Genomic DNA, 19,214 nt, shown 5'->3' with positions numbered 1-19,214 from the left:
GAAGACTTCAAGCGCTTCGGGGCACTCCGCGGTTTCCTCCATCGAGGCTTATTCGACGCCTGCCCACACGCGCGGCGGCACCGTCACATTCCTGTGGCCGATGGCAGGCATCGAATAACCCTTAACGGTCCGAGACCGTCGATGCAGTCGGGGCGGCACGGCTGCCGCTCGATGCGCGAACGGCAGTCCGCAACCCTAAGCGCTCGTTGGCATCGCTCGAGGCCGGGTTGAAGACCGTTGTCGAGATTCGATAACCGGGCGCCCATCATCACAACTCCCGCTTATCGTCTAGCCGGGCACGTGCCGCCGCGATCGATTCGTGCAGCTTAGCCTGTAGCGTCTCCCGTGGCGGCGGCACGGTCAGATACTCGGCGTCGCGCCAACGGGGGCCACGTTGCCGGCATCTCGGCAACGGCGGAACCCTGACGGGCGCGCCCCGGATTCTCTCCGCGCCGCGGAGAGAATTTAACCCTCCGCGCACCCCGTGATTTGGCGAATAACGGACCCAGATAAACCTTTCGAAACTGACGAGCACGACTCACTAAGACCGCTAGGCGAGAGAAGCGGCCATCTGAACGGCCCTAAGGCGGTGCGGGCCAAAGGCAGTTCTTGGCCGCACCCCCAACCGACAATTCCTAACGCTCGGCACGGCAAGGAGATCGAGCAGCCCGCCCCGCAAAGGCCTGTCGCGGGTATCAGGGCGCAGCACCCTTCGAGAAAGGATGACGACTACCAAGTAGCTCGACCACCCGCGCCTCACATTCGGAAAAGGAGTACCCGCGCCGCTGGGAAATCATGAACGTGAGGGGGCGCATGTGCCATGCGCGCCGCTGGAGTTCGACAAGTGTTCCCTTCGCCAGGTCTTCCGCAACCATATGACGCGGCATGTGCCCCCAGCACAAGCTTCCCCTGAGCAGATCGTGCTTCGCGCCGAGGTCATTCACCCGCCACTGGCGTTCACTGGCGACCCCCTGTTGTGTCTTTTCCGCATCGGGCTGATTGTCGGTTACCACGAGCTGGATGTGCCGGCCGAATTCCTCCCGCGGGATTGGCCCCGCGATTGAGGCCAACGGATGCGATGGCGCACAGACGGTCACCATTTGCGCGTCACATAGATGATGCCTTTCTATCGTGCCCGGACTCAGCTCCGGCACGTCCGTGATCGTCACCGCCAATGCGCACACGCCTTCGAGAACCAAACGCTCGCCGTCTTGCATGGTCGTCATACGCAGATTGATTGCAACCGTTGGAAAGTCCGTCTGCAGTGTGCGCAGGCATTCAATCAGACGCTCACGTGAAAAGTAGGTATCCACGGCAACCGAGACCTGTGGGACGCCAGCTTCAGCAATGGCAACCGCGCGCATCTTCATTTCCTCGGTGCGTGAGATCACCCCACGCGCGTCAGGCAGGAGGCTGCGGCCCGCGGCCGTCAGCGTCGCTTTGCGAGTGTTGCGCTCGAACAGCACCACATCGAAGGCACTCTCGAGCGCGCTGATCGCGTGACTGATCGCTGACTGCGCACGCCTCAGCTCCCGTGCAGCTCCGGAAAAGCTTCCCTGGTCGCACACGGCGACGAACGCCCGAAGTTGATTGATGGTGACGTTGTCCAACATATCTATCTATAAAGTAGATGGCACTCACAGATATTCAGTCAATTGTCTTCATGAATCAAGAGCTGCAGAATCGGGCTTGTCGCTTTCGTTTCGAAGGTTGCGTGACATGAACAGACTGAATGGAAAGACCGCGGTGATTACCGGCGGCGCTACGGGCATCGGCCGCGCCGCAGCCAAGCGCTTCATCGAGGGGGCGCCTTCGTCTTCATCTTCGGCCGCCGGCAGGAACCGCTCGACGCCGCTGTGGCCGACCTGGGGCCCAATGCACACGCGCGGTGAAGGGCTCGGTCTCCGATCTGGCCGACCTCGACTGGCTCTATGCGGCGGTGAAGGCGGAGCGCCGGACCGTGGACATCGTCTTCGCCAATGCCGGGACGGGAAGCGCGCTTCCGCTCGGCCAGATCACCGGTCATCACATTGACGAAACCTTCGATACCAACGTGAAGGGCACGATCTTCACGGTTCAGAAGGCGCTGCCGCTGATGGGCTCTGGCGGTTCGATCATCCTGACCGGATCGAGCGCCGGCACCACGGGAGCCCCTGACAGCAGCTTCATGACCGCCAGCGAGGTCGCCGTCGACGGTGGCTTGGCACAACTATGAGGAAACACATGAGTTACGCAATCATTGGCTTCGGCAAGATCGGCCACGCACTTGCCAGAGCGTTCGCCCGCAACGGCATCGAAGTATCCGTTGCAACCACGCGCGACCCGGCAAGCTTTGCGTCCGATACTGCCGCCATCGGACCTACGATCATTTCCGCAACCCTGGCGGAAGCCGTCAAGGCGGACATCATCTTTCTGGCTGTTCGTTTCGAGTCGTACCCGGAGGTCGCGAAGGCACTGCCCAGTTGGAAGGGAAAAATCATTGTCGACGTGATGAACACGTTCGCCCCGCCTGAGGAACTGGACAGTCTCCCGTCCTCTGCTTTCGTCGCGAACGCGTTCACCGGAGCCAGGCTGGTGAAAGGCTTCAATCATCTGGCCGCTAACGTTCTTGCTCAGGACCCGGCCGTGCAGGGTGGCAGGAGAGTCGTGTTCCTCGCGAGCGATGATGACGGCGCCGCAGCGGAGATTGGCGCGCTTGCGGAAGATCTCGGTTTCGCGCCAATCAAACTTGGCGGGCTTTCGGACGGTGGACTGCTTGTGCACGCGCGCGGGAAGAACTGGGGACACCTGATCTTCAAGGACTTGATTACGTTCGATTGAGGACCAACGGTCGGGCGCAATGGCTCAATGCGGATAAATTGCCGGAGACGGCATCTACTCAGATGCCGCGAAAAACCCCAGTATTCGAAGCCCGCAGTACTGTTCGCATTGACGAGAGAAGCGACCGCTCCGACCGACATAAGCGCGTCAACAGTCGTTCTGCGGTTGGATACTGATTTCCGCGCCGCACTCAAGCATTCGCTAACGCCTCGATCGTCTCATCCAGAAGTGCACGTAGTCGCGCGACGCGACGCAGATCACGGTGATAGCCAAGCCAGACGTCGCGCCCCGGCGGCGCTTCGCCCAGATCGATTCGCCGAAGTTCAGGCGTCGCATCGCCAAGCGGGCAAGGCAGCACGGCGATGCCACTTCCTTCGACACACATGCGCGCCTGTACGCCACGATTGTTGCTGCCAAACACAATCTTCGCCTTGGGCAGCATGCGCTTGATCCATTCGACGTCGGGCAGCGAGCCGAACGCGCTGTCCATGCTGATCAGCTTATGACCGTCACCCTGCCCGCGCGAAGGCGAAACCTGATCGACATGCCCGTACAACGCATAGTCGATGTGCATGAGCTCGCGCTGGATGACGTCGGGTTCGTCGAAGGGGGTGATGCGGAACACCAGATCCGCTTCGCGCCGAGCGAGGTTGTACAGGCGCGAATCCGTGACGAGTTCCAGTGAAATACCCGGGTGCTTCGCCAGAAAGCGGGCGAACACCGGCGTGAGGATGTGTATGCCGAACCAGTCCGACGACGAGACCCGCAGCAGCCCGGTTAGCTGCGTTTCCTTGCCGGTTAGCGCACGCGTGAAGCCAAGCGCTTCCTCCTCCATTCTCTCGGCATAGGACAGCACGGCCGCGCCTTCGTCTGTGAGGACGAAGCCATCGCTGGTGCGCTGAAACAGCGTGTGTCCGAGGGCTTCCTCGAGCGCGCGCAACCGGCGGCCCATGGTTGGCTGGGTCTGTCCAACACGTTTTGCAGCCGCCCCCAGCGTACCGCAGCGGGCAATCGCCAAAAAGATCCGGACATCGCTCCAGTCCAGTGCCACGTCATTCATTTTCGTTTGGATACCGTGCAATAACGTTGATGTACATGCATTCTAGTATGGTCCATCCTGCATGCATCTACTTTCTTCTTCCATCGAAAAGGAAATGATCATGTCCATGCAGGCGCTCGTCCTCAGTCGCTTCAACGGCCCGCTCGAATTGACGAACATCCCGATGCCAGAGCCAGCGCATGGCCAGGTGCGGGTGCGGATTGCCGCGAGCGGCCTCAATCCGCTCGACACCAAGATACGCGCCGGAAGCGCAGCTCACGCCAAACATCCGCTGCCGCTGGTGTCAGGCATCGATATGGCCGGCGTAGTCGACGCAATTGGCCCCGGCGTCACTGCTTTCAATGTCGGCGACAAGGTGTACGGGATGGCGGGCGGCGTCGGCGGCATTCAGGGGTCGCTGGCCCAGTACGCAGCAGTCGATGCCGACCTGCTAGCGCTCAAGCCGGTCAATCTCTCGATGCGCGAAGCCGCGGCACTGCCCCTCGCGTTTATCACGTCGTATTCCGGCATCGTCGACCGGGCGCACTTGCAAGCGGGGCAAACCGTGCTGGTACAGGGAGGAGCAGGCGGTGTCGGGCATATCTCGGTACAACTGGCGCGCGCACTCGGTGCACGGGTCTTCGCGACAGCGGGTTCACGGGACCAGGACCTCGTTGCGCGCCTAGGCGCTACGCCGATCGATTACCGGGCGCAGTCTGTCGAGCAATACGTCACATCATTGACGCAGGGCGCAGGCTTTGATCTGGTGGTAGATACCGTTGGCGGCCCAACGCTCGATGCTTCGTTCGCCGCAGTCAAGCATTTTGGTCATGTGGTCAGCGCACTGGGTTGGAGTACACATTCGCTGGCTCCGCTGTCGTTTCGCGAAGCCACGTACTCAGGCGTGTTCACCCTGTATCCGCTCCTGACCGGCCTGCATCGCGCGCACCACGGAGCGATGCTGCGCGAAGCCACACGATTGGCGGAAGCCGGCAAGCTCACGCCGAATCTCGATCCTCGCCGGTTCGATTTAGAGTCCGCGGAACTCGCCTATGACGCCATAACGGACGCCACCGCACACGGGAAAATCGTGGTGGACGTCGCATAAGGTGCGCTGTGCCGCGTATTCGCGGCACGCCATTTGATCGTCACGAGCAACGATGATGAAGTCGCCGCCCGTCGCATGAATGCATTCCCCACCGCGAGTTCATCATGATGCTGCACACGTTCACGCGCTCGAAGCCCGGATCCTTGTGCGCAAGAAAATCATCGTTGAAGGTGCCGAATGTACTGCCCGGGCGATGCTTCATGCCGTCGTAGAACGCATCGATCATCTTGCTGGCGAAATCGGCGCCGCGCGGATAGCCCTCGACCACCGCAACGCGTTGTGCGTCCGTGAACTCATCGAAGCCCCGCCCCGCCACGTCCATCCCCGCGCCGGCTTGCACCAGCGCAATTTCCCCGTGCATGTGCTCGGGAATGCCCGGCGTCGTGTGCAGCGCAACAGCGGTCCACACCCTCTCTACCTGCGCGTCGTCGATATGACGGCCGCGCAGAAAATCGCGCGCGGCGTTTGCACCGTCCACTTCGAAACGTAGCTGGCTCTCGCGATAGATCGAAGTCAGGCCGATATCGTGGAACATGGCTGCCACGTAGAGCAGCTCGGGGTCGAACGCGAGTTTCTTTCGTTTTCCCAGTAGCGCACCCCACAGGTAGACGCGTGTGGAATGGTTAAACAGCAATTCGCTTTCGGTGTCGCGGATGAACTGGGTTACCTCGCGCGCCAGCTGGCTGTCGGGAACCACGACGTCGAACGTCGCTTTGTTCGTCCATGCAGTTTTATCTTGGTTCATCAGGTTGCTTGATCTGTAGATGGCCTGCGTTCCACGGAGCGCTCTTCAATTGTGAACCGCCCCGCCCGGACGATCGGGCGCGCGTCGAACCGACCGCCCGCCTTGCATCAAGGAAGTTACGCTTCCCACGGTTCACAAAACAGGCCCAAGATCGGGAAATCCGAATGTACTATCGCGCACATGGCGACTCTCTCTATTGACCTCGATCGCGCGGAACGCACCTCGCTGTCGGCACAGATTTACGGCTCGATCCGCGATGCGATCGAGTCGGGACAGCTGGCCGCCGGCGCGAGGCTGCCTTCCTGGTCGGATCTGGCAGCCCAGCTCGGCGTTTCCCGGGGTACGGTGCGTGCCGCGTATGAGCGTCTGATCGACGAGCAATTCGCGATCGGTCTTGGCGCAGCTGGCACCCGAGTGGCGGAGCGGCCCGCCCTGCCGCCAACGGCCACGTGGTCCCCGGAAGCGCCGCCGCTTCCAGACGTGTTCAGCGACTTCAGTACGGCGCCTTTGGCGTTTCAGATGGGCGTGCCCTCCCAGGACGCGTTTCCGTTCAAGCTATGGGCGCGCATTCAGGCGCGAGCGGCCCGCCGGGCGGCAGCGGCGCCTGTCGGATACCCCGATCCACGTGGCGAACCGGACTTGCGGCGGGAGATTGCGGCCTATCTTGGCGTCGCACGCGGACTTCGATGCAATCCCTCTCAGGTCTTCGTCACGGCAGGCTTCTCCGGCGCGCTGAATCTCGCGATTCGCGGGCTTCGCGTGGAAGGCGGACAAGCCTGGATGGAAGACCCCGGTTTTCCGCTCACGCGTACGGCGCTTGAACTGGCCGGCATGGCGGTGGCGGCCGTGCCGGTGGATGCGGATGGGCTCAATGTAGAGGCGGGCATTCGCGAGGCGGACGGCGCCGCGCTCGCGGTGGTAACGCCCGGCCAGCAGGCGCCGCTGGGGATGACGATGTCGCTCGCCCGCAGAATTTCGCTGCTTGCCTGGGCCAAACAAAACGACGCCTGGATCGTCGAAGACGATTACCTCAGCGAACTTCAGCTGACAGGGCGGGCCGCGCCCGCGCTTGCTTCGCTCGATCAGGACGGACGGGTGCTGCACATTGGCAGCTTCAGTAAGACGATCAGCCCGGCATTGCGCCTGGGCTTTCTCGTGGTGCCGGCGGACATGGCCCGCCGCTTCGGCGACATCGTAGCGTGCCTCGCTCCCGCGCCGGCGGCATCCGTCCAGCACGCCGTGACGGAGTTCATGCGCGAGGGGCACTATCTTCGCCATCTGCGCCGGATGAAGCGTCTCTACGCTTCTCGACGGGACGCCCTGCTTCGTTGCCTCAGGGAGCTGGCCTCTGACTCCATCAGAGTGCAGGCCACTGCTGGCATGACCGTCGTCACCGCGCTTGCGCCATCCGTACGCGATGTCGATATTGCTTTGCAAGCGCGAAGCCGCGGCCTCGCCCCCATTCCGCTATCGCCCTGGTACATGAGCGTGCCCGGGCAGCAGGGACTGCTGCTCGGCGTGACAAATCTGAACGAGCGTACGCTCGCTGCCGACTGTCACCGCCTGCTGGGGCTCGTACGCGAGCGCAACTGACGCCCCGCACGTCCGGCTTTCCCCTCGCTTCTTGGTACATCGGAAATGTTCATTCCTGGTGCTTTCGCGTGGTCCTGTCCAACACCACAATGCAGGAACACCAAGGAGCCAGACGTTTATGAACATTCGATTGATCGTAGCGGCCGCCTGCGCCGGCATCGCCGTCAGCATTGCGGTGCCGGCCGCGGGACACGGCACGACTGAGACCGTCACGCCGAACTTCCAGCACGCTATTCCGAACATTCCGGGCAAGTCGTTGACCGCCGTCGTGGTCGACTATGCCCCCGGTGCCGCATCGCCCGTGCATCGGCATGCAGCCTCGGCTTTCGTCTACGCCTACGTCCTGTCGGGCGACATCGAGTCACAAGTGAACGACGGCCCGAAGCGCGTCTACCACGCCGGAGAAAGCTTCTTCGAAGAGCCCGGCGCCGTTCACAGCGTAAGCCGCAACGCGAGCCAAACGAAGCCTGCCAGGTTGCTCGCCGTGTTCGTTGCGGACAGCGACGATAAAGTCCTGACCACCCCAGTCAAGTAAATCACTGCATCAAGGAGTCATTCATGAGCAAGCGTCTCGACTACACCCAGATTGCACCCGCTGGCGTCAAAGCCCTTGGCGGCGTCTACGGCTATGTCACGCAAAGCGGTCTGTCGCCGGTTCTCGTCGATTTGGTTTATCTGCGCGTCTCGCAGATCAACAACTGCGCCTACTGCCTCGACATGCATACGCGCGATCTGTTGAAACAAGGCGTGAAGGTCGAAAAACTTGCGCTGGTACAGGCGTGGAAGGAGGCTGGCAATCTGTTCGATGCACGCGAGCGTGCTGCGTTTGCCTGGGCCGAATCGGTCACGCTTGTTGCCCAGACGGGCGTGCCCGATGCCGCCTACGAGGCCGCCCGTGCCGTATTCGATGAACGCGAACTCGTGGATCTGACGATCGCCATCAGCCTGATGAACACCTATAACCGGATGGCGATCAGCTTTCGCAATACGCCTCACGCGGCGCTCGAGCATTGATCGGAGAGAAATGGACGGTTTCCCTGCCCTCGCACTGGAACACCCGCGTCTGTTCGGTCACTGCCTGCGGGCGGCGTCAGGTTCAGGATGAAGCAATACCACATCGGGCGTTGCAGTTGCCGGCACAACAGGCAGTGGAATGCGCACTTCAATCGACGTCCCGTGACCCGGCGACGACTGGATGCCAACCTCGCCCCCAACGAGATAAGCCCGCTCGCGCAGGCCCGAGAGTCCGAACGAATTGAGCTTGCGCGGCGTTGAAAGGTCAAACCCGACACCGTTGTCCTGCACCACTAACAAGACGTGGTCGTCATTGCGCGTCAGGGTCAGCGTCGCCCGGGAGGCGCGCGCATGCCGCCCGATGTTGGTCAGCGACTCCTGCAAGATGCGAAACACCGCCGTCGCATACGGTTCGCCAAGATCAAGGTCCGGCGGCTCGATGGTCAACTCGCATTCGATGCCGTGGCGCTGTCGGAAGTTCTGCACGAGCCAGTCCGCCGCAGCAACAAGGCCGAGATCGTCGAGCACCAGCGGTCGAAGGTCCGCGGCAATGCGGCGAGTGGCGATGACCGCCTCGTCGAGCAGCCTATGCACGGGCGCGAGCTCGGCGTCCAACGCCTTTCTTGCAGAAACGAGTTCAAGCTCCAGTCGCGATGCGGCGAGCGTCTGGCAAACATCATCGTGCAATTCGCGCGCGATGCGTCGATTCTCTTGCTCGCGCGCGGAGGTTCCGATCGCCGCCAATTCGCGCAACTCCTCGCGCGAGTGCTCGAGCGCCACTTCAGCGCGCTTGCGCTCGCGCACTTCATTGAGCAAGTCGCCGTTCGCCGCCGTGAGCGCAGCCGTACGTGACGCCACCCGGTGCTCGAGCAGCGCGTTGGCTTCGTTCAGTTGCACCGTCTGCAACTGGACGCGTTGCCGCTCGCTGCGTTCGCTATCGAGCGCCTGCACGACACGCGCGTAAAGGTTGATGTTCTCGAGCGTCAATATGCCGAGTACGAAGGTTGCAGCACATAGGCTGTAGATGCGGCCGGCGTAGAAACCCAGATCGAAACGGCCATGGTTGAGCACGCCCGCGAATGCAACATCGAAAACCCACGCGCACATGACGACCATGATCCATAGATCCAGCACGGAGTGCGGCCGCCGCCATAGAAGCGCCGCGATCGCGAGCAGGCCGAGCGACCAGGTGAGCGTCAGCACGACAGCATGCGCCACTGTGTAACGCGGTGCCAGCGGCGGCCCAGACAACTGCAGAGGCAGCCAATCGTAGCCAAGGGTGGCCAGCATGGTGAACGCGATAGCGACGAGCCCGGCAAAGGCGATGCCGGCCAAAATCGCCGGCGCGCAAGCGCCCTCGCGCTTCACTCGCGCCTCCGCATCATCATGCTTTAGCCATGCATAGGCAATGACGACAAGCGGAAAACTGCCATGCCAGAAAACGTAGAGCCAAGCCGTGGTTTGACTGCGCGCCCCTAACCAACCGGTATCGGAAAAAACGCCTGGAAACGTAAGCAGGTGCGCCGTCGCCGTGGAGGCGGTCAGCAAGTATCCCGTCGCCAATACAAGCAGCGCTTTCGACCGCAAAATACGGTACTGGCCGAACAAGAGTGCCGCCGTGAGCAAATCGCAGACGACCACCGCGGATTCGTAGACCGGAATAAAGGCCCAAACCCTGGGTAACTGAACTTTCGCGAATGGCGCGGCCGCGATGAAGGCGACCACCGTTATCAGCACGACAGCAAGCGCAAGCCGTCGCTCGCGGCGCCCGGCTCGCAAGGTCGAGAGGAACACCCGTGAATCGTTCGTCAACTCGTTCACGCTCGCCCCCGTGCTCGCTCACGCGTTGATTGAAGATCTGTGCCGGGTATCTTACTACCAATCAATGCAACGCAACACGAACGGGCTCATCCTCCGGCCCTTTAAACACCCTACCCTCCGCCATGAAACCCAAACCCGAGAGACCCTCTCCCCGCATGAACGGACTCCGGACCGCCGCGCAAGAATCCACCCCGTGAAATCACCCGGCCCTCATGCGCACTCTCGATCCCGGGCGTTCTTGAAAACGCATCCGATCCGGCCCGCAGATTGATCGGCGCGCGGCTGCACATCTTCTTTCCAGAACCACTGCGCGAGGCTCGCTTCGATAATGGACGTTGGCAGCACGTTCCACGCAAGCCGCAACGTCTTGCCGATGCCATCGGCCGGACGCGGCTTGACGTTGCGAAAGCGATCGCCGTCATGCTGCTCCGACGAACTCGAAAGCACACGCCCGCAATTGCCCGAGTGATTGATGGGCAATGATGGGCAAGCTTCGTCATTTTTATGCGCAGCCTAAATAAGGCTGCGTAATCCAATGACGAGTTGAACGGCGCCAAACACGGCGATAATGAGCGCCGACAAGCGCGCGATCCCATGAATGAATGACGCGGGCATACGCTTGCCCAGCGCCGAAGACGCGCCGCTCAAGCACAACCACCAGATCGCCGAGCCGACGAACACACCGGCCACCATCGGGATCACCGCAAACCATCCCGAACCGCCACGGCCAGAGGCGTCAGCAGAAGGAGGCCCCAGTGCCGCAAAAATTCCGATGAACGAAATGATCGTCATCGGATTGGACAGCGTCAGGCCAAACGTCGTCAAGAACTCGCGTGTCGTCGAGGTGCGCGTCGTGTCGGATACGGCCACCGGTGCGGCGGGCTTCTCGCGAGCGACGGCCCAGGCAAGCCATAAGAGAAACGCGCCGCCGCCTATCTTCAAGACGGTGCTCAAAGCGGGCAACGTCGCCGCAATGCCCGCGATGCCGAGCGCACCCAGCAGTCCGTAAATTCCATCCGCACACGCTGCGCCCATTCCCGTCGCGAAGCCCGAACGGAATCCCCGGCTCAAACTGCGCTGAATGCAGAGCAGGCCGATAGGTCCGACAGGGGCGGCAATGGAAAGCCCGATCGTCAGCGATTTAATGAACAGCATGCGTTCCCCCCCGTGAAGTCTTGTGTCGATGCACTATCGTAGGTGGCACGCGATCGACGCAACAGGGGATTTTTAAGGGAGAATGGCCGTTTCACCTTAAAGAGTCTGGCCATGATGGATGAATTGGACTGGAAACTACTCGAACATTTGCAGCGCAATGGCCGCATGACCTACTCGGAGCTGGCACGTCAGGTCAAGCTGTCGGTGCCTGCCGCGACCGAGCGCGTGAAGCGTCTCGAAGAAGCGGGCGTGATCGAGGGCTACACGGCACGCGTCAATCCGGCCGCGGCCGGGTACCTCGTCACGGCGCTGATCGCCATCACCGTGCCGCAGCCCGCTAAAACGAAATTCCTGAAGTTACTCGAGACGATCGCCGAAGTGGTCGAGTGCCACCACGTGACGGGCGCGGATTCGTACATCATGCGATTGGTCGCAGTGAGCATGGCGGATCTGGAACGGCTGATCGAGCGCATCAATTTATACGGTGAAACGCGCACGTCGATCATCATGTCGACGCCTATTCCTGCGCGCGCTTTGGAACGTCCGCCCGTGCAAGCGAAGTAAGGGCGCCGCTTGGCGCAAAAACACGAATCTTCGTCCTAAATCTCACCGCTCCGCATTGGAATTTAAAACCAATAATTCCTCTGGTTATTCGGTCGTCAACCGAGAAATTCCCATACCTGAATATAAGGCGGCGGGAATACCTGGAGGATTCATGCGAGTAAAAGAGGCGAAGCAGATTCCCATCAAGCCAACGGTGATAGCGATCGTTTTCGCGGCGCTATACGGTGCCATTCCATCGGCGCATGCGGGCGCACTACCCACCGGCGGCCGATTCGTCGCGGGCAACGGATCGATCGCGCAATCGGGCAACTCGGTAACGATCAATCAAAACTCATCGCGCGGCGTGGTCGACTGGAACAGCTTTTCTATCGACCGTGGCAACGCCGTCACATTCAACAACGGCACCGGTGCGACGCTCAATCGCGTCACAGGGGGCGACACGTCCATGATCATGGGTGCGCTTTCGGCCACCGGCAGCGTCTATTTGATCAATCCGCAAGGCGTCGTCATCGGAAACAACGGCACTGTCACCACCGGCGGCCGCTTTGTCGCTTCGACGCTGGATACCGATAACGCGTCGTTCATGAACGGCGGCCCGCTGACGTTTACCGGTTCGTCGTCACGCAGAGTCGTCAACCTGGGCCAGATCGGCTCTACCCACGGCGACGTATTCCTCGTCTCCGCCGCCGAAGTCGACAACTTCGGCGGCATCAGCGCCCCTGACGGCACGGCGGAAATCGCAGCGGGGCGCAAAATCCTTCTGCAAGACTCTTCGACGGGGCGACAGGTGTTCGTCCAGTCGGGCAGCCACGGCACCGTGTGGAACCAAGGCGATATCGCCGCCGCGCAAATCAATCTGCAAGCGGCCGACGGCAACATCTTCGCGCTCGCGGGCAACCACGCCGCTCCGCGCGCAACGGGCACCGCTACGCGCGACGGCCATATCTGGATCGTTGCCGATCAGGGAAACGTCAACCTTTCCGGGCTCTTCTCCGCCTACAACGCGAACGACAGCAGCGGCGGCACCATCGATACAGTCGCGCGCAACCTCGCGTTTCCCGACATCGGCCCTACGGTCATCGGCGGCGTATGGAACATCACCACACCCAGCTATAAGCTCGGTGCGCCATCCGGGCGGGCATTCGCCCAAACGCTCAACGGCGGCACTGCGATCAACGTGCAAACGACGGGCGCGGACGGCAGCAACGGCAATATCGAAGTCGCTTCGAATCTCGGATGGGATGGCGCGGGCTCGCTCACGCTTGGCGCGTACAACACAGTGACCGTCGACTCCGGCGTCACGATTCGCAATCAGGCCAACGGCAATCTGACGCTGCGTGCGGACAACACAGGTATCGACAACGGCGGAAGCGTCATCAACAACGGCTCCATCGACTGGTCGAAAAGCACGGGCATCGTGAACCTGCTTTACGACATGAACGGCAGCTATGCCGCGGGCACCCAACTTGCCAACGCGAATTGGAAAGCGCCGGCATTCAGCGCTTTGACCACGCAAATGACGGCCTATCAACTCGTCAACTCATGGGCCGACATCGATAGCGTGGGCAGTCTTCCTGCATCGACGTATTCAACGAACTACGCGCTCGGCAAAGACTTCGATGCATCGGTCTTCGGCATGGCGATCGGCTATAACGGCCTCGAACAGCCGAAATCCCCGTTCGAGGGCCAGTTCGACGGCATGGGCCATACGATCGAGAACGGCACGGTGCCCGGAGGCCTGTTCGGACTCATCGGTCAGCAAGGCGTCGTACGCAATCTCACGATGACCAACACGGGACGCGACTTCGGTCTTGCCGAAGACCCCGCGGGCATCCTGGCGTCCGTCAGCCAAGGCACCATTTCGAACGTCTTCGTCTCGGGGAACATGGTGGGCTACACGAGCGCAGCAGGCAATTCCGGCGGCCCGCCGGTAGGCGGCCTGGTCGGAATCAACGAAGGCTTGATCGAGCGCTCCGGCAGCAGCGCGACGATTTCCAACAACGGCGTCTCCGGCGGACTCGTCGGCAGCAACACGGGCTCGATCGTGCAATCGTTTGCGTCGGGCAATGTCAGCGGCGATTCCATCACGGAACCCGGCGGCCTCGTGGGCGATAACGCCGGCAGTATTTCGCAGTCCTATGCAACGGGTACGGTATCGGGGCTGTCGTACTATGCCGGCGGGCTCGTCGCCACCAATAGCGGAACGATCGACGAATCGTTCGCCACCACCAACGTCACGAGCATCTTCATCGATCCGCACTATCCGCCACAATTGGGCGGCATCGCGGGCGCCAACACGGGGACGATCGGCCAGAACGTCTACTGGGACGTCGATACAACCGGGCAGGCATCCGGTGGCCCCGGCACGCTCAGCGCAAACGGTCTCAGTCACGCCCAAATGTCGAACCCGGCGAGCTTCCCGGGTTGGGATTTCTCTTCGGGCGGCGTATGGGCTATGCCGAGCGGCGCGGCGCACCCGGTATTGCGCTGGCAGTTGCAACCATCTTCCAATGCCGGCGGTGGCGCGGCGCTTTGATTCACTCGAGGCGGGCGCGGCTGCCGGAGCCGACGATGCGCGCGCTGCTCGCGCATCGTCGTTCGATCGAAGCAAGCGAACCCGAATGCCGCATCAATAGAGCTCGGGCACGATCATCTCGGCCGGCACCGGCTGGCGAATGTAGTCCTCGTTATGGACGCGCTCGGGCAATGCGATCAGCGGATGTTCAACCTCGCGATAGGGCACCTGGCTCAGCAGGTGATGGATACAGTTCAGGCGCGCTCGCTTCTTGTCGACGGCCTGCACGACCCACCAGGGCGCTTCGGGATGGTGCGACCGCTGCAGCATGACCTCCTTCGCCTGCGTATAGGCTTCCCACCTGCGGCGGCTCTCGAGGTCCATCGGGCTCAGCTTCCACTGTTTCAGCGGATCGTGGATGCGCGACCGAAAGCGAATCTCCTGCTCTTCGTCGGTGATCGAGAACCAGTACTTGACGATCTGGATGCCGCTTTTGACGAGCATTTTTTCGAATTCAGGCACTGAGCGGAAAAACTCTTCGTACTCCTCATCAGTGCAAAAACCCATGACGCGCTCCACGCCCGCACGGTTGTACCAACTACGGTCGAATAAAACCATCTCGCCGCCAGCCGGAAGATGCGCGACGTAACGCTGGAAATACCATTGCGTGCGCTCGCGATCGCTGGGCGCCGGTAGCGCAGCAACACGGCAAACGCGCGGATTGAGCCGTTGCGTGATGCGCTTGATTGCACCGCCCTTGCCCGCCGCATCACGACCCTCGAAGATGACGACGAGGCGGTGCCCGGTTTGCACGATCCAATCCTGCAGCTTCACGAGTTCGCCTTGCAGCCGAAACAGCTCTCGAAAGTAATGCCGGCGCAGGGCGCGCGCTTCGGGCGTGAACGCATCGGAGCCGTCCAGGATGCGATCGTCCACTTCCATTTCGAGTTCTTCGTCGTAGGCGTCGACGAGATCCTCCTCGAAGCGACGCTGGCGCTCGGCAAAGAGCCCGACTTCGTTTTCACGTTCTGAGTTGTTCATTTCCTTTCTCCCTCGACATGCAGGCGCGTTGCCGATCGCGCCGAACGGCTGCAACGCAGCCGCCCATTATCCAGGGTGCACCATGTCAGCCATATTACGGGCCCAGGGCGCACGCAAAGCCCGAGCTATCGCCCGATCCCTGCGATGGAGCAAATACGGAGCCAACGTGGGCCCAACATAGCCTTCGACAATCATCCGTTCGTGCGCGATCCGATCCGTTCCTGCGCGCACGGGCGCGCCCGCAGCGCAATCATGGGGCAACCCCAACCGCCTTGCAGATCGAAGCCTTCATCATGAGATTCCAATGCATACGTGCGTCCTGCTGAACGCATTTTCCGCTGCTCGCGGCAAGACGGTCGCGTCGCGTGGCGTCGGAGACGGCGTCGCGTTGTATGTCGTTCGCAGGGCGCCGGCGTTCTTCGCTCGCCTGACGGGTGCCGAAGCGCTGTTGAGCCTGCTTCTTGCCATTCCGCGCAGCAACGACGACTTCTCGTTGTTCTGATTCCGAGCGCCTTGCGAACCGAATCGGAGCTCACTCACCGGCCGGCTCTCATGATCTCGCGCGGGCTGACGCCTAGCAGGCGGTTCATCCAACGCGCCATATGACTTTGATGCGAGAAGCCCACCTCGAGCGCCACCTGCGCGGCGCCGATCTTGCCCGTCAATAGCAAGGCTTTGGCGCGCTCGACGCGCCGCTGAACGATGTATTGATGGACGGGGATGCCGAATGTCTCGCGGAACAGGACCTTCAGATGCGGGACGCTGATATCGAGCAGCCCGGCCAGTTCGCTCAGCGTGAGCCGTTGATCGAGGCTGTTCTCGATATGATCGGTCAGCCGCGCGGCGGCCTTCGGCGCGAGCGTCCCGCGCCGGCCTTCGAGCGACGGCACGCTCCCGATCAACCGAACGAGCATCGCAGTCCCGAGACTTTCCGCATAAAGAGCATCGGACGCTTCGTTGGCTTCCAGTTCAGCCTGCAATGCCCAGGCCAGATGTTGAATACGCGCATCGCGCATTTGCAAACGAAGCGGAAAATGCGCGCGCGACGCCTTGAGCTCCAGTTGCTCGTACGTTTTTTTAGCGAATGTGTCGTCGAACCAAACGCGCAGCACAGTGCAATCCGACTCATCGGTCCATTGGCCGCCAAAGCCGGCGGGGATGACGTCGGCATCGCCGTGCGCCTGCACGCGCGCAAAACGCCGGCCATCGCACACGCAGTTGGCTCTAACCGGCTTGCCTACGTGAATGCCGATCCGGTGGTGCTCCAACGCCGGAATCCGGTGCGTGCCGGCAGCGATCTCGAGCAAATCGGCGCCGAATCCTTCCCAGCTCTTCCCGCTACTGGAAAGCAGGCTGATCCGGGGTTTGTCACGTGAAGCGGAACGTAAGGCTGCGGCGTTCATGGGCGTCGACACTCATTGATCGATGGGAGCACGCGCCACGAAGCGCGCGTTCCGCCGAGTCTAATTGAAAACGCCTCGGATCGCCTGCTGCTGTACACACTGCCGAACACCATCCATTTCTGCGCATTCGATCTTTGCGTGATCGATTGCGATTGCCTTCAACCGTAGCATCGGCATGCACGTACCTACGAGGAGCAACACATGTTTGTGATTTTTGGCGCATCAGGCAAAGTAGGGAGCGTCACCGCGACAAAGCTGCGCGAGGCAGGCCATGCGGTGCGCGCTGTCATTCGCAACGAAACGCAGGCCCAACGTTTTGCGGCGCTCGGCTGCGAGACGGTCATGGCCGATCTGACCGATCCGGATTCCGTCCGTGCGGCGATCAAGGGTGCCGATGCGGTGCAGATGCTGTGCCCCCTACCCGCGCATGATCCCGATCCTGAAACGATGATGCACACGATGATCGACGTTGCCGCGGATGCGCTGCGAGCCGATCCTCCGCCGGCAGTGTTGGCGCTTTCCGATTACGGCGCCGAACTGCCCGAAGGTACCGGCCTCACGTTGATTTTTCACTACCTCGAAACCCGGCTCAGGTCGATTCCGACGCGGCTGACGCTGCTGCGCTCCGCCGAGCACATGCAAAATTGGGGGCATCAACTGCCGATGTTCCTCGACAAAGGCTGCGTCGTGAGTCTGCATCATCCGCTGAACAAGGCGTTTCCGACCGTAGCCACGCAAGACGTCGGTTCGATCGCCGCCGAGCTGTTGCTCGATCGGCCCGCGTCGATCATGCCCCGCATCGTCAGTGTCGAAGGTCCGCACCGCGTGAGTGCGACCGAAGTGGCCCGCGTGCTGAGCGAAGTTTCCCAACGGGAGATACCCGCGGTGGAATTTCCGCGAGATCAATGGAACGCCGCACTGCTTCATGCGGGCATGAACGAACGTCGGGTAAAGCTCGTCACCGAGCTCTACGACGCGCACAACGCGGGCCTTATCGATATCGAAGCGAACACGACCGAGCGCCGCTTCGGCACAACGACACTTGCAGAAGTTTTCTCCTCGCTGCTAGCGGCATCCGATGCCGATCGTACGCCCGCTTGAGCGGGAGTGCGCCGCTCTCGCGTGTTTGCCTTGCGCGTCGTTCACCGGGGCGGCACGGCCCTTTTCACCGTCTGCTACGGAAAGTGTCGACCGATAGCAACACGAACGCGCAAACAGCCAGCCCTGCGCAAAGCAAGAATGCGACGCGATAGCCGAACGCACTGACGATCGCGCCCGACAGCACGCCCGACAAAATCGAACCCACGCGCGACGCGTTGAAGAAGAGCGCCGTTGCTGCGCCTGTCTCTCCCGGCATGAGATCTTGCACATGCGTCATCCCCAGGCACGAGGTGATGGCCACGACCGCAGCCGGCAGGATCTGCAGCGGCACGATCATCTGCGGTTCGCCCAGCAAGGCCAACGCCACGAAATAGACCGCGTGCACAGCCGCCGACGCGGTGAGCCAGCTCGGTTTGTGCAATCGGGACGAGATGGCGCCGAGCCACAGCATCATCGGAATTTCGAGCAATGCGCCGGCACCGAGCGCAGCCGATACCGTCAAGCGCGTGCCGTGCAATTCATGCACCATGTACAGCGGCAGAAGAATCATGGTCGCGTTGGCGGCGAGGCCGATCAACGTCAGCGCCAACAGCAACCGGGGAATCGTCTTGCGGCCGCGCTCGACAACGGCCGCATCCGAAGCAGGTTGGACCTGTGCGACGGAGATGTCTCCGGCACCATACTCGACGAATGCTTCGTTGCGCGTGACCGACGATCGTTCGGGCTCCTCATCATTTCGCGCCTCGACTGATTCCGCCCGCGTCTCACTCATTCGCAACGTGATGACAGCGCTGGCCGCAAAGCTTGCTGCCGCGAACGCAAAGAGCCCTGTAAACCCAGCCTGCGCGAGAATCAGCGCGCCGATAGCAGGCCCGAATACCCAGGCGACCGAGAGCAATGTCCTTAGTGCGGCCGCGGCGAACTCGTCCTGCGCAGGATCGTCGATCCGCAAGACGGCATGCCCGAACGAAAAGATCTGCGACAACGACGCTGCCCCAGGCCCCAGCAACAAGCCGCCCACCACCATCAACTCCGGATAGCCGCGCAGAAAGCCCAAACTCGCGAAGCCCAGTGCAGCCGCGACGAGCGAGGCCACGAGCGGGGCGCGATGCCGTTGCGTGCGATCCGACCATCGCCCCACCGCGGTGCTCGCGAAAACCCCGCTGGCCGACACGAGCGTCATAAACGCGCCGAGCCGCATCGGCGACATCCCCGCCTGCTCGACGCCGAACAAGGACAAATACGGCGCGGTGAACGACAACGCCACGCCGAGCATCAGCGTTGCCGCTGTCAGC

General features: G+C 61.8%; 17 protein-coding genes and 2 pseudogenes. 10 read left to right on the top strand and 9 right to left on the bottom strand.

Features of this window, described 5'->3' with window-relative positions:
• Positions 1-695: 695 nt before the first annotated feature.
• Positions 696-1,613, bottom strand: coding sequence for a LysR family transcriptional regulator (locus C0Z19_RS23415; protein WP_102612225.1), 918 nt, complete (start codon positions 1,611-1,613; stop codon positions 696-698).
• A gap of 106 nt (positions 1,614-1,719) precedes the next feature.
• On the opposite strand from C0Z19_RS23415, the pseudogene C0Z19_RS23410 reads away from it, so the two are divergent.
• Both C0Z19_RS23410 and C0Z19_RS23405 read left to right on the top strand, forming a co-directional pair.
• Positions 1,720-2,191, top strand: a pseudogene (locus C0Z19_RS23410) (SDR family NAD(P)-dependent oxidoreductase); the annotation flags it as partial.
• A gap of 32 nt (positions 2,192-2,223) precedes the next feature.
• Entirely contained in the window at positions 2,224-2,820 is a 597-nt protein-coding gene (locus C0Z19_RS23405) for an NADPH-dependent F420 reductase (protein WP_102612236.1), read from the top strand.
• A 190-nt stretch (positions 2,821-3,010) separates the two neighbouring features.
• Here the strand turns inward: C0Z19_RS23405 and C0Z19_RS23400 are convergent, their stop codons facing one another.
• The gene (locus C0Z19_RS23400) at positions 3,011-3,880 is read right to left on the bottom strand and encodes a LysR family transcriptional regulator (protein WP_102612224.1); all 870 of its coding nucleotides are present in this window, start codon (positions 3,878-3,880) and stop codon (positions 3,011-3,013) included.
• A 100-nt stretch (positions 3,881-3,980) separates the two neighbouring features.
• Between C0Z19_RS23400 and C0Z19_RS23395 the strand changes: the two genes are divergently transcribed.
• A complete protein-coding gene (locus C0Z19_RS23395) occupies positions 3,981-4,967 on the top strand; it encodes a zinc-dependent alcohol dehydrogenase family protein (RefSeq protein WP_102612235.1) in 987 nt (328 codons plus the stop codon).
• 40 nt (positions 4,968-5,007) lie between these two features.
• Here the strand turns inward: C0Z19_RS23395 and C0Z19_RS23390 are convergent, their stop codons facing one another.
• On the bottom strand, positions 5,008-5,712 hold the full coding sequence (locus C0Z19_RS23390) for an HD domain-containing protein (protein WP_102612223.1): 705 nt from the start codon (positions 5,710-5,712) through the stop codon (positions 5,008-5,010).
• 180 nt (positions 5,713-5,892) lie between these two features.
• On the opposite strand from C0Z19_RS23390, the gene pdxR reads away from it, so the two are divergent.
• The 3 genes from pdxR to C0Z19_RS23375 all read left to right on the top strand — a co-directional run bounded on the left by pdxR (position 5,893) and on the right by C0Z19_RS23375 (position 8,319).
• Positions 5,893-7,305 carry a MocR-like pyridoxine biosynthesis transcription factor PdxR gene (gene pdxR / locus C0Z19_RS23385; protein WP_102612222.1) on the top strand — a complete coding sequence of 471 codons (1,413 nt, stop codon included), beginning with the start codon at positions 5,893-5,895 and terminating at the stop codon, positions 7,303-7,305.
• Positions 7,306-7,423: 118 nt separating this feature from the next.
• Positions 7,424-7,840, top strand: a complete 417-nt coding sequence (locus tag C0Z19_RS23380) for a cupin domain-containing protein (RefSeq protein ID WP_102612221.1) — start codon at positions 7,424-7,426, stop codon at positions 7,838-7,840.
• Positions 7,841-7,863: 23 nt separating this feature from the next.
• A complete protein-coding gene (locus tag C0Z19_RS23375; RefSeq protein ID WP_102612220.1) occupies positions 7,864-8,319 on the top strand; it encodes a carboxymuconolactone decarboxylase family protein in 456 nt (151 codons plus the stop codon).
• 57 nt (positions 8,320-8,376) lie between these two features.
• Here the strand turns inward: C0Z19_RS23375 and C0Z19_RS23370 are convergent, their stop codons facing one another.
• The 3 genes and pseudogenes from C0Z19_RS23370 to C0Z19_RS23360 form a co-directional block, all read right to left on the bottom strand.
• On the bottom strand, positions 8,377-10,140 hold the full coding sequence (locus C0Z19_RS23370) for a sensor histidine kinase (RefSeq protein WP_102612219.1): 1,764 nt from the start codon (positions 10,138-10,140) through the stop codon (positions 8,377-8,379).
• Positions 10,141-10,479: 339 nt separating this feature from the next.
• Positions 10,480-10,620 (bottom strand): annotated as a pseudogene (locus tag C0Z19_RS23365) (MBL fold metallo-hydrolase); the annotation flags it as partial.
• A gap of 33 nt (positions 10,621-10,653) precedes the next feature.
• On the bottom strand, positions 10,654-11,295 hold the full coding sequence (locus tag C0Z19_RS23360) for a LysE family translocator (RefSeq protein WP_102612218.1): 642 nt from the start codon (positions 11,293-11,295) through the stop codon (positions 10,654-10,656).
• 114 nt (positions 11,296-11,409) lie between these two features.
• On the opposite strand from C0Z19_RS23360, the gene C0Z19_RS23355 reads away from it, so the two are divergent.
• Both C0Z19_RS23355 and C0Z19_RS23350 read left to right on the top strand, forming a co-directional pair.
• Positions 11,410-11,859: an Lrp/AsnC family transcriptional regulator gene (locus tag C0Z19_RS23355; protein ID WP_102612217.1), complete on the top strand. Its 450-nt coding sequence runs from the start codon at positions 11,410-11,412 to the stop codon at positions 11,857-11,859.
• Between the two features lie 151 nt (positions 11,860-12,010).
• Positions 12,011-14,395 (top strand): two-partner secretion domain-containing protein, encoded by a 2,385-nt coding sequence (locus tag C0Z19_RS23350; protein ID WP_102612216.1) that lies wholly within the window; start codon positions 12,011-12,013, stop codon positions 14,393-14,395.
• A 93-nt stretch (positions 14,396-14,488) separates the two neighbouring features.
• Here C0Z19_RS23350 and ppk2 read toward each other — a convergent pair whose 3' ends face one another.
• Positions 14,489-15,415: a polyphosphate kinase 2 gene (gene ppk2, locus C0Z19_RS23345; RefSeq protein ID WP_102612215.1), complete on the bottom strand. Its 927-nt coding sequence runs from the start codon at positions 15,413-15,415 to the stop codon at positions 14,489-14,491.
• A 304-nt stretch (positions 15,416-15,719) separates the two neighbouring features.
• Between ppk2 and C0Z19_RS23340 the strand changes: the two genes are divergently transcribed.
• A complete protein-coding gene (locus C0Z19_RS23340; protein WP_102612214.1) occupies positions 15,720-15,917 on the top strand; it encodes a hypothetical protein in 198 nt (65 codons plus the stop codon).
• Positions 15,918-15,951: 34 nt separating this feature from the next.
• Here C0Z19_RS23340 and C0Z19_RS23335 read toward each other — a convergent pair whose 3' ends face one another.
• Positions 15,952-16,818 carry a helix-turn-helix transcriptional regulator gene (locus C0Z19_RS23335; protein ID WP_102612213.1) on the bottom strand — a complete coding sequence of 289 codons (867 nt, stop codon included), beginning with the start codon at positions 16,816-16,818 and terminating at the stop codon, positions 15,952-15,954.
• A 201-nt stretch (positions 16,819-17,019) separates the two neighbouring features.
• Between C0Z19_RS23335 and C0Z19_RS23330 the strand changes: the two genes are divergently transcribed.
• Entirely contained in the window at positions 17,020-17,919 is a 900-nt protein-coding gene (locus C0Z19_RS23330) for an NmrA family NAD(P)-binding protein (RefSeq protein ID WP_102612212.1), read from the top strand.
• A 64-nt stretch (positions 17,920-17,983) separates the two neighbouring features.
• Here the strand turns inward: C0Z19_RS23330 and C0Z19_RS23325 are convergent, their stop codons facing one another.
• Entirely contained in the window at positions 17,984-19,195 is a 1,212-nt protein-coding gene (locus tag C0Z19_RS23325; protein ID WP_102612234.1) for a sugar efflux transporter, read from the bottom strand.
• Between the last annotated feature and the right edge of the window lie 19 nt (positions 19,196-19,214).

Origin of the sequence: Trinickia soli (assembly GCF_002879855.1) — a bacterium.
Taxonomy (GTDB): Bacteria; Pseudomonadota; Gammaproteobacteria; order Burkholderiales; family Burkholderiaceae; genus Trinickia; species Trinickia soli.
The sequence above is the reverse complement of the archived record's forward strand: the minus strand, read 5'-3'. Positions and strand labels throughout refer to the sequence as shown.

Coding starts and splice junctions, on each gene's coding strand:
- C0Z19_RS23360 (WP_102612218.1), bottom strand. CDS start 11,295: ATGCTGTTCATTAAATCGCTGACGATCGGGCTTTCCATTGCCGCCCCT.
- C0Z19_RS23390 (WP_102612223.1), bottom strand. CDS start 5,712: ATGAACCAAGATAAAACTGCATGGACGAACAAAGCGACGTTCGACGTC.
- C0Z19_RS23335 (WP_102612213.1), bottom strand. CDS start 16,818: ATGAACGCCGCAGCCTTACGTTCCGCTTCACGTGACAAACCCCGGATC.
- C0Z19_RS23330 (WP_102612212.1), top strand. CDS start 17,020: ATGTTTGTGATTTTTGGCGCATCAGGCAAAGTAGGGAGCGTCACCGCG.
- C0Z19_RS23395 (WP_102612235.1), top strand. CDS start 3,981: ATGTCCATGCAGGCGCTCGTCCTCAGTCGCTTCAACGGCCCGCTCGAA.
- C0Z19_RS23380 (WP_102612221.1), top strand. CDS start 7,424: ATGAACATTCGATTGATCGTAGCGGCCGCCTGCGCCGGCATCGCCGTC.
- C0Z19_RS23350 (WP_102612216.1), top strand. CDS start 12,011: ATGCGAGTAAAAGAGGCGAAGCAGATTCCCATCAAGCCAACGGTGATA.
- C0Z19_RS23340 (WP_102612214.1), top strand. CDS start 15,720: ATGCATACGTGCGTCCTGCTGAACGCATTTTCCGCTGCTCGCGGCAAG.
- C0Z19_RS23355 (WP_102612217.1), top strand. CDS start 11,410: ATGGATGAATTGGACTGGAAACTACTCGAACATTTGCAGCGCAATGGC.
- C0Z19_RS23375 (WP_102612220.1), top strand. CDS start 7,864: ATGAGCAAGCGTCTCGACTACACCCAGATTGCACCCGCTGGCGTCAAA.
- C0Z19_RS23405 (WP_102612236.1), top strand. CDS start 2,224: ATGAGTTACGCAATCATTGGCTTCGGCAAGATCGGCCACGCACTTGCC.
- ppk2 (WP_102612215.1), bottom strand. CDS start 15,415: ATGAACAACTCAGAACGTGAAAACGAAGTCGGGCTCTTTGCCGAGCGC.
- C0Z19_RS23325 (WP_102612234.1), bottom strand. CDS start 19,195: ATGCTCGGCGTGGCGTTGTCGTTCACCGCGCCGTATTTGTCCTTGTTC.
- pdxR (WP_102612222.1), top strand. CDS start 5,893: ATGGCGACTCTCTCTATTGACCTCGATCGCGCGGAACGCACCTCGCTG.
- C0Z19_RS23400 (WP_102612224.1), bottom strand. CDS start 3,880: ATGAATGACGTGGCACTGGACTGGAGCGATGTCCGGATCTTTTTGGCG.
- C0Z19_RS23415 (WP_102612225.1), bottom strand. CDS start 1,613: ATGTTGGACAACGTCACCATCAATCAACTTCGGGCGTTCGTCGCCGTG.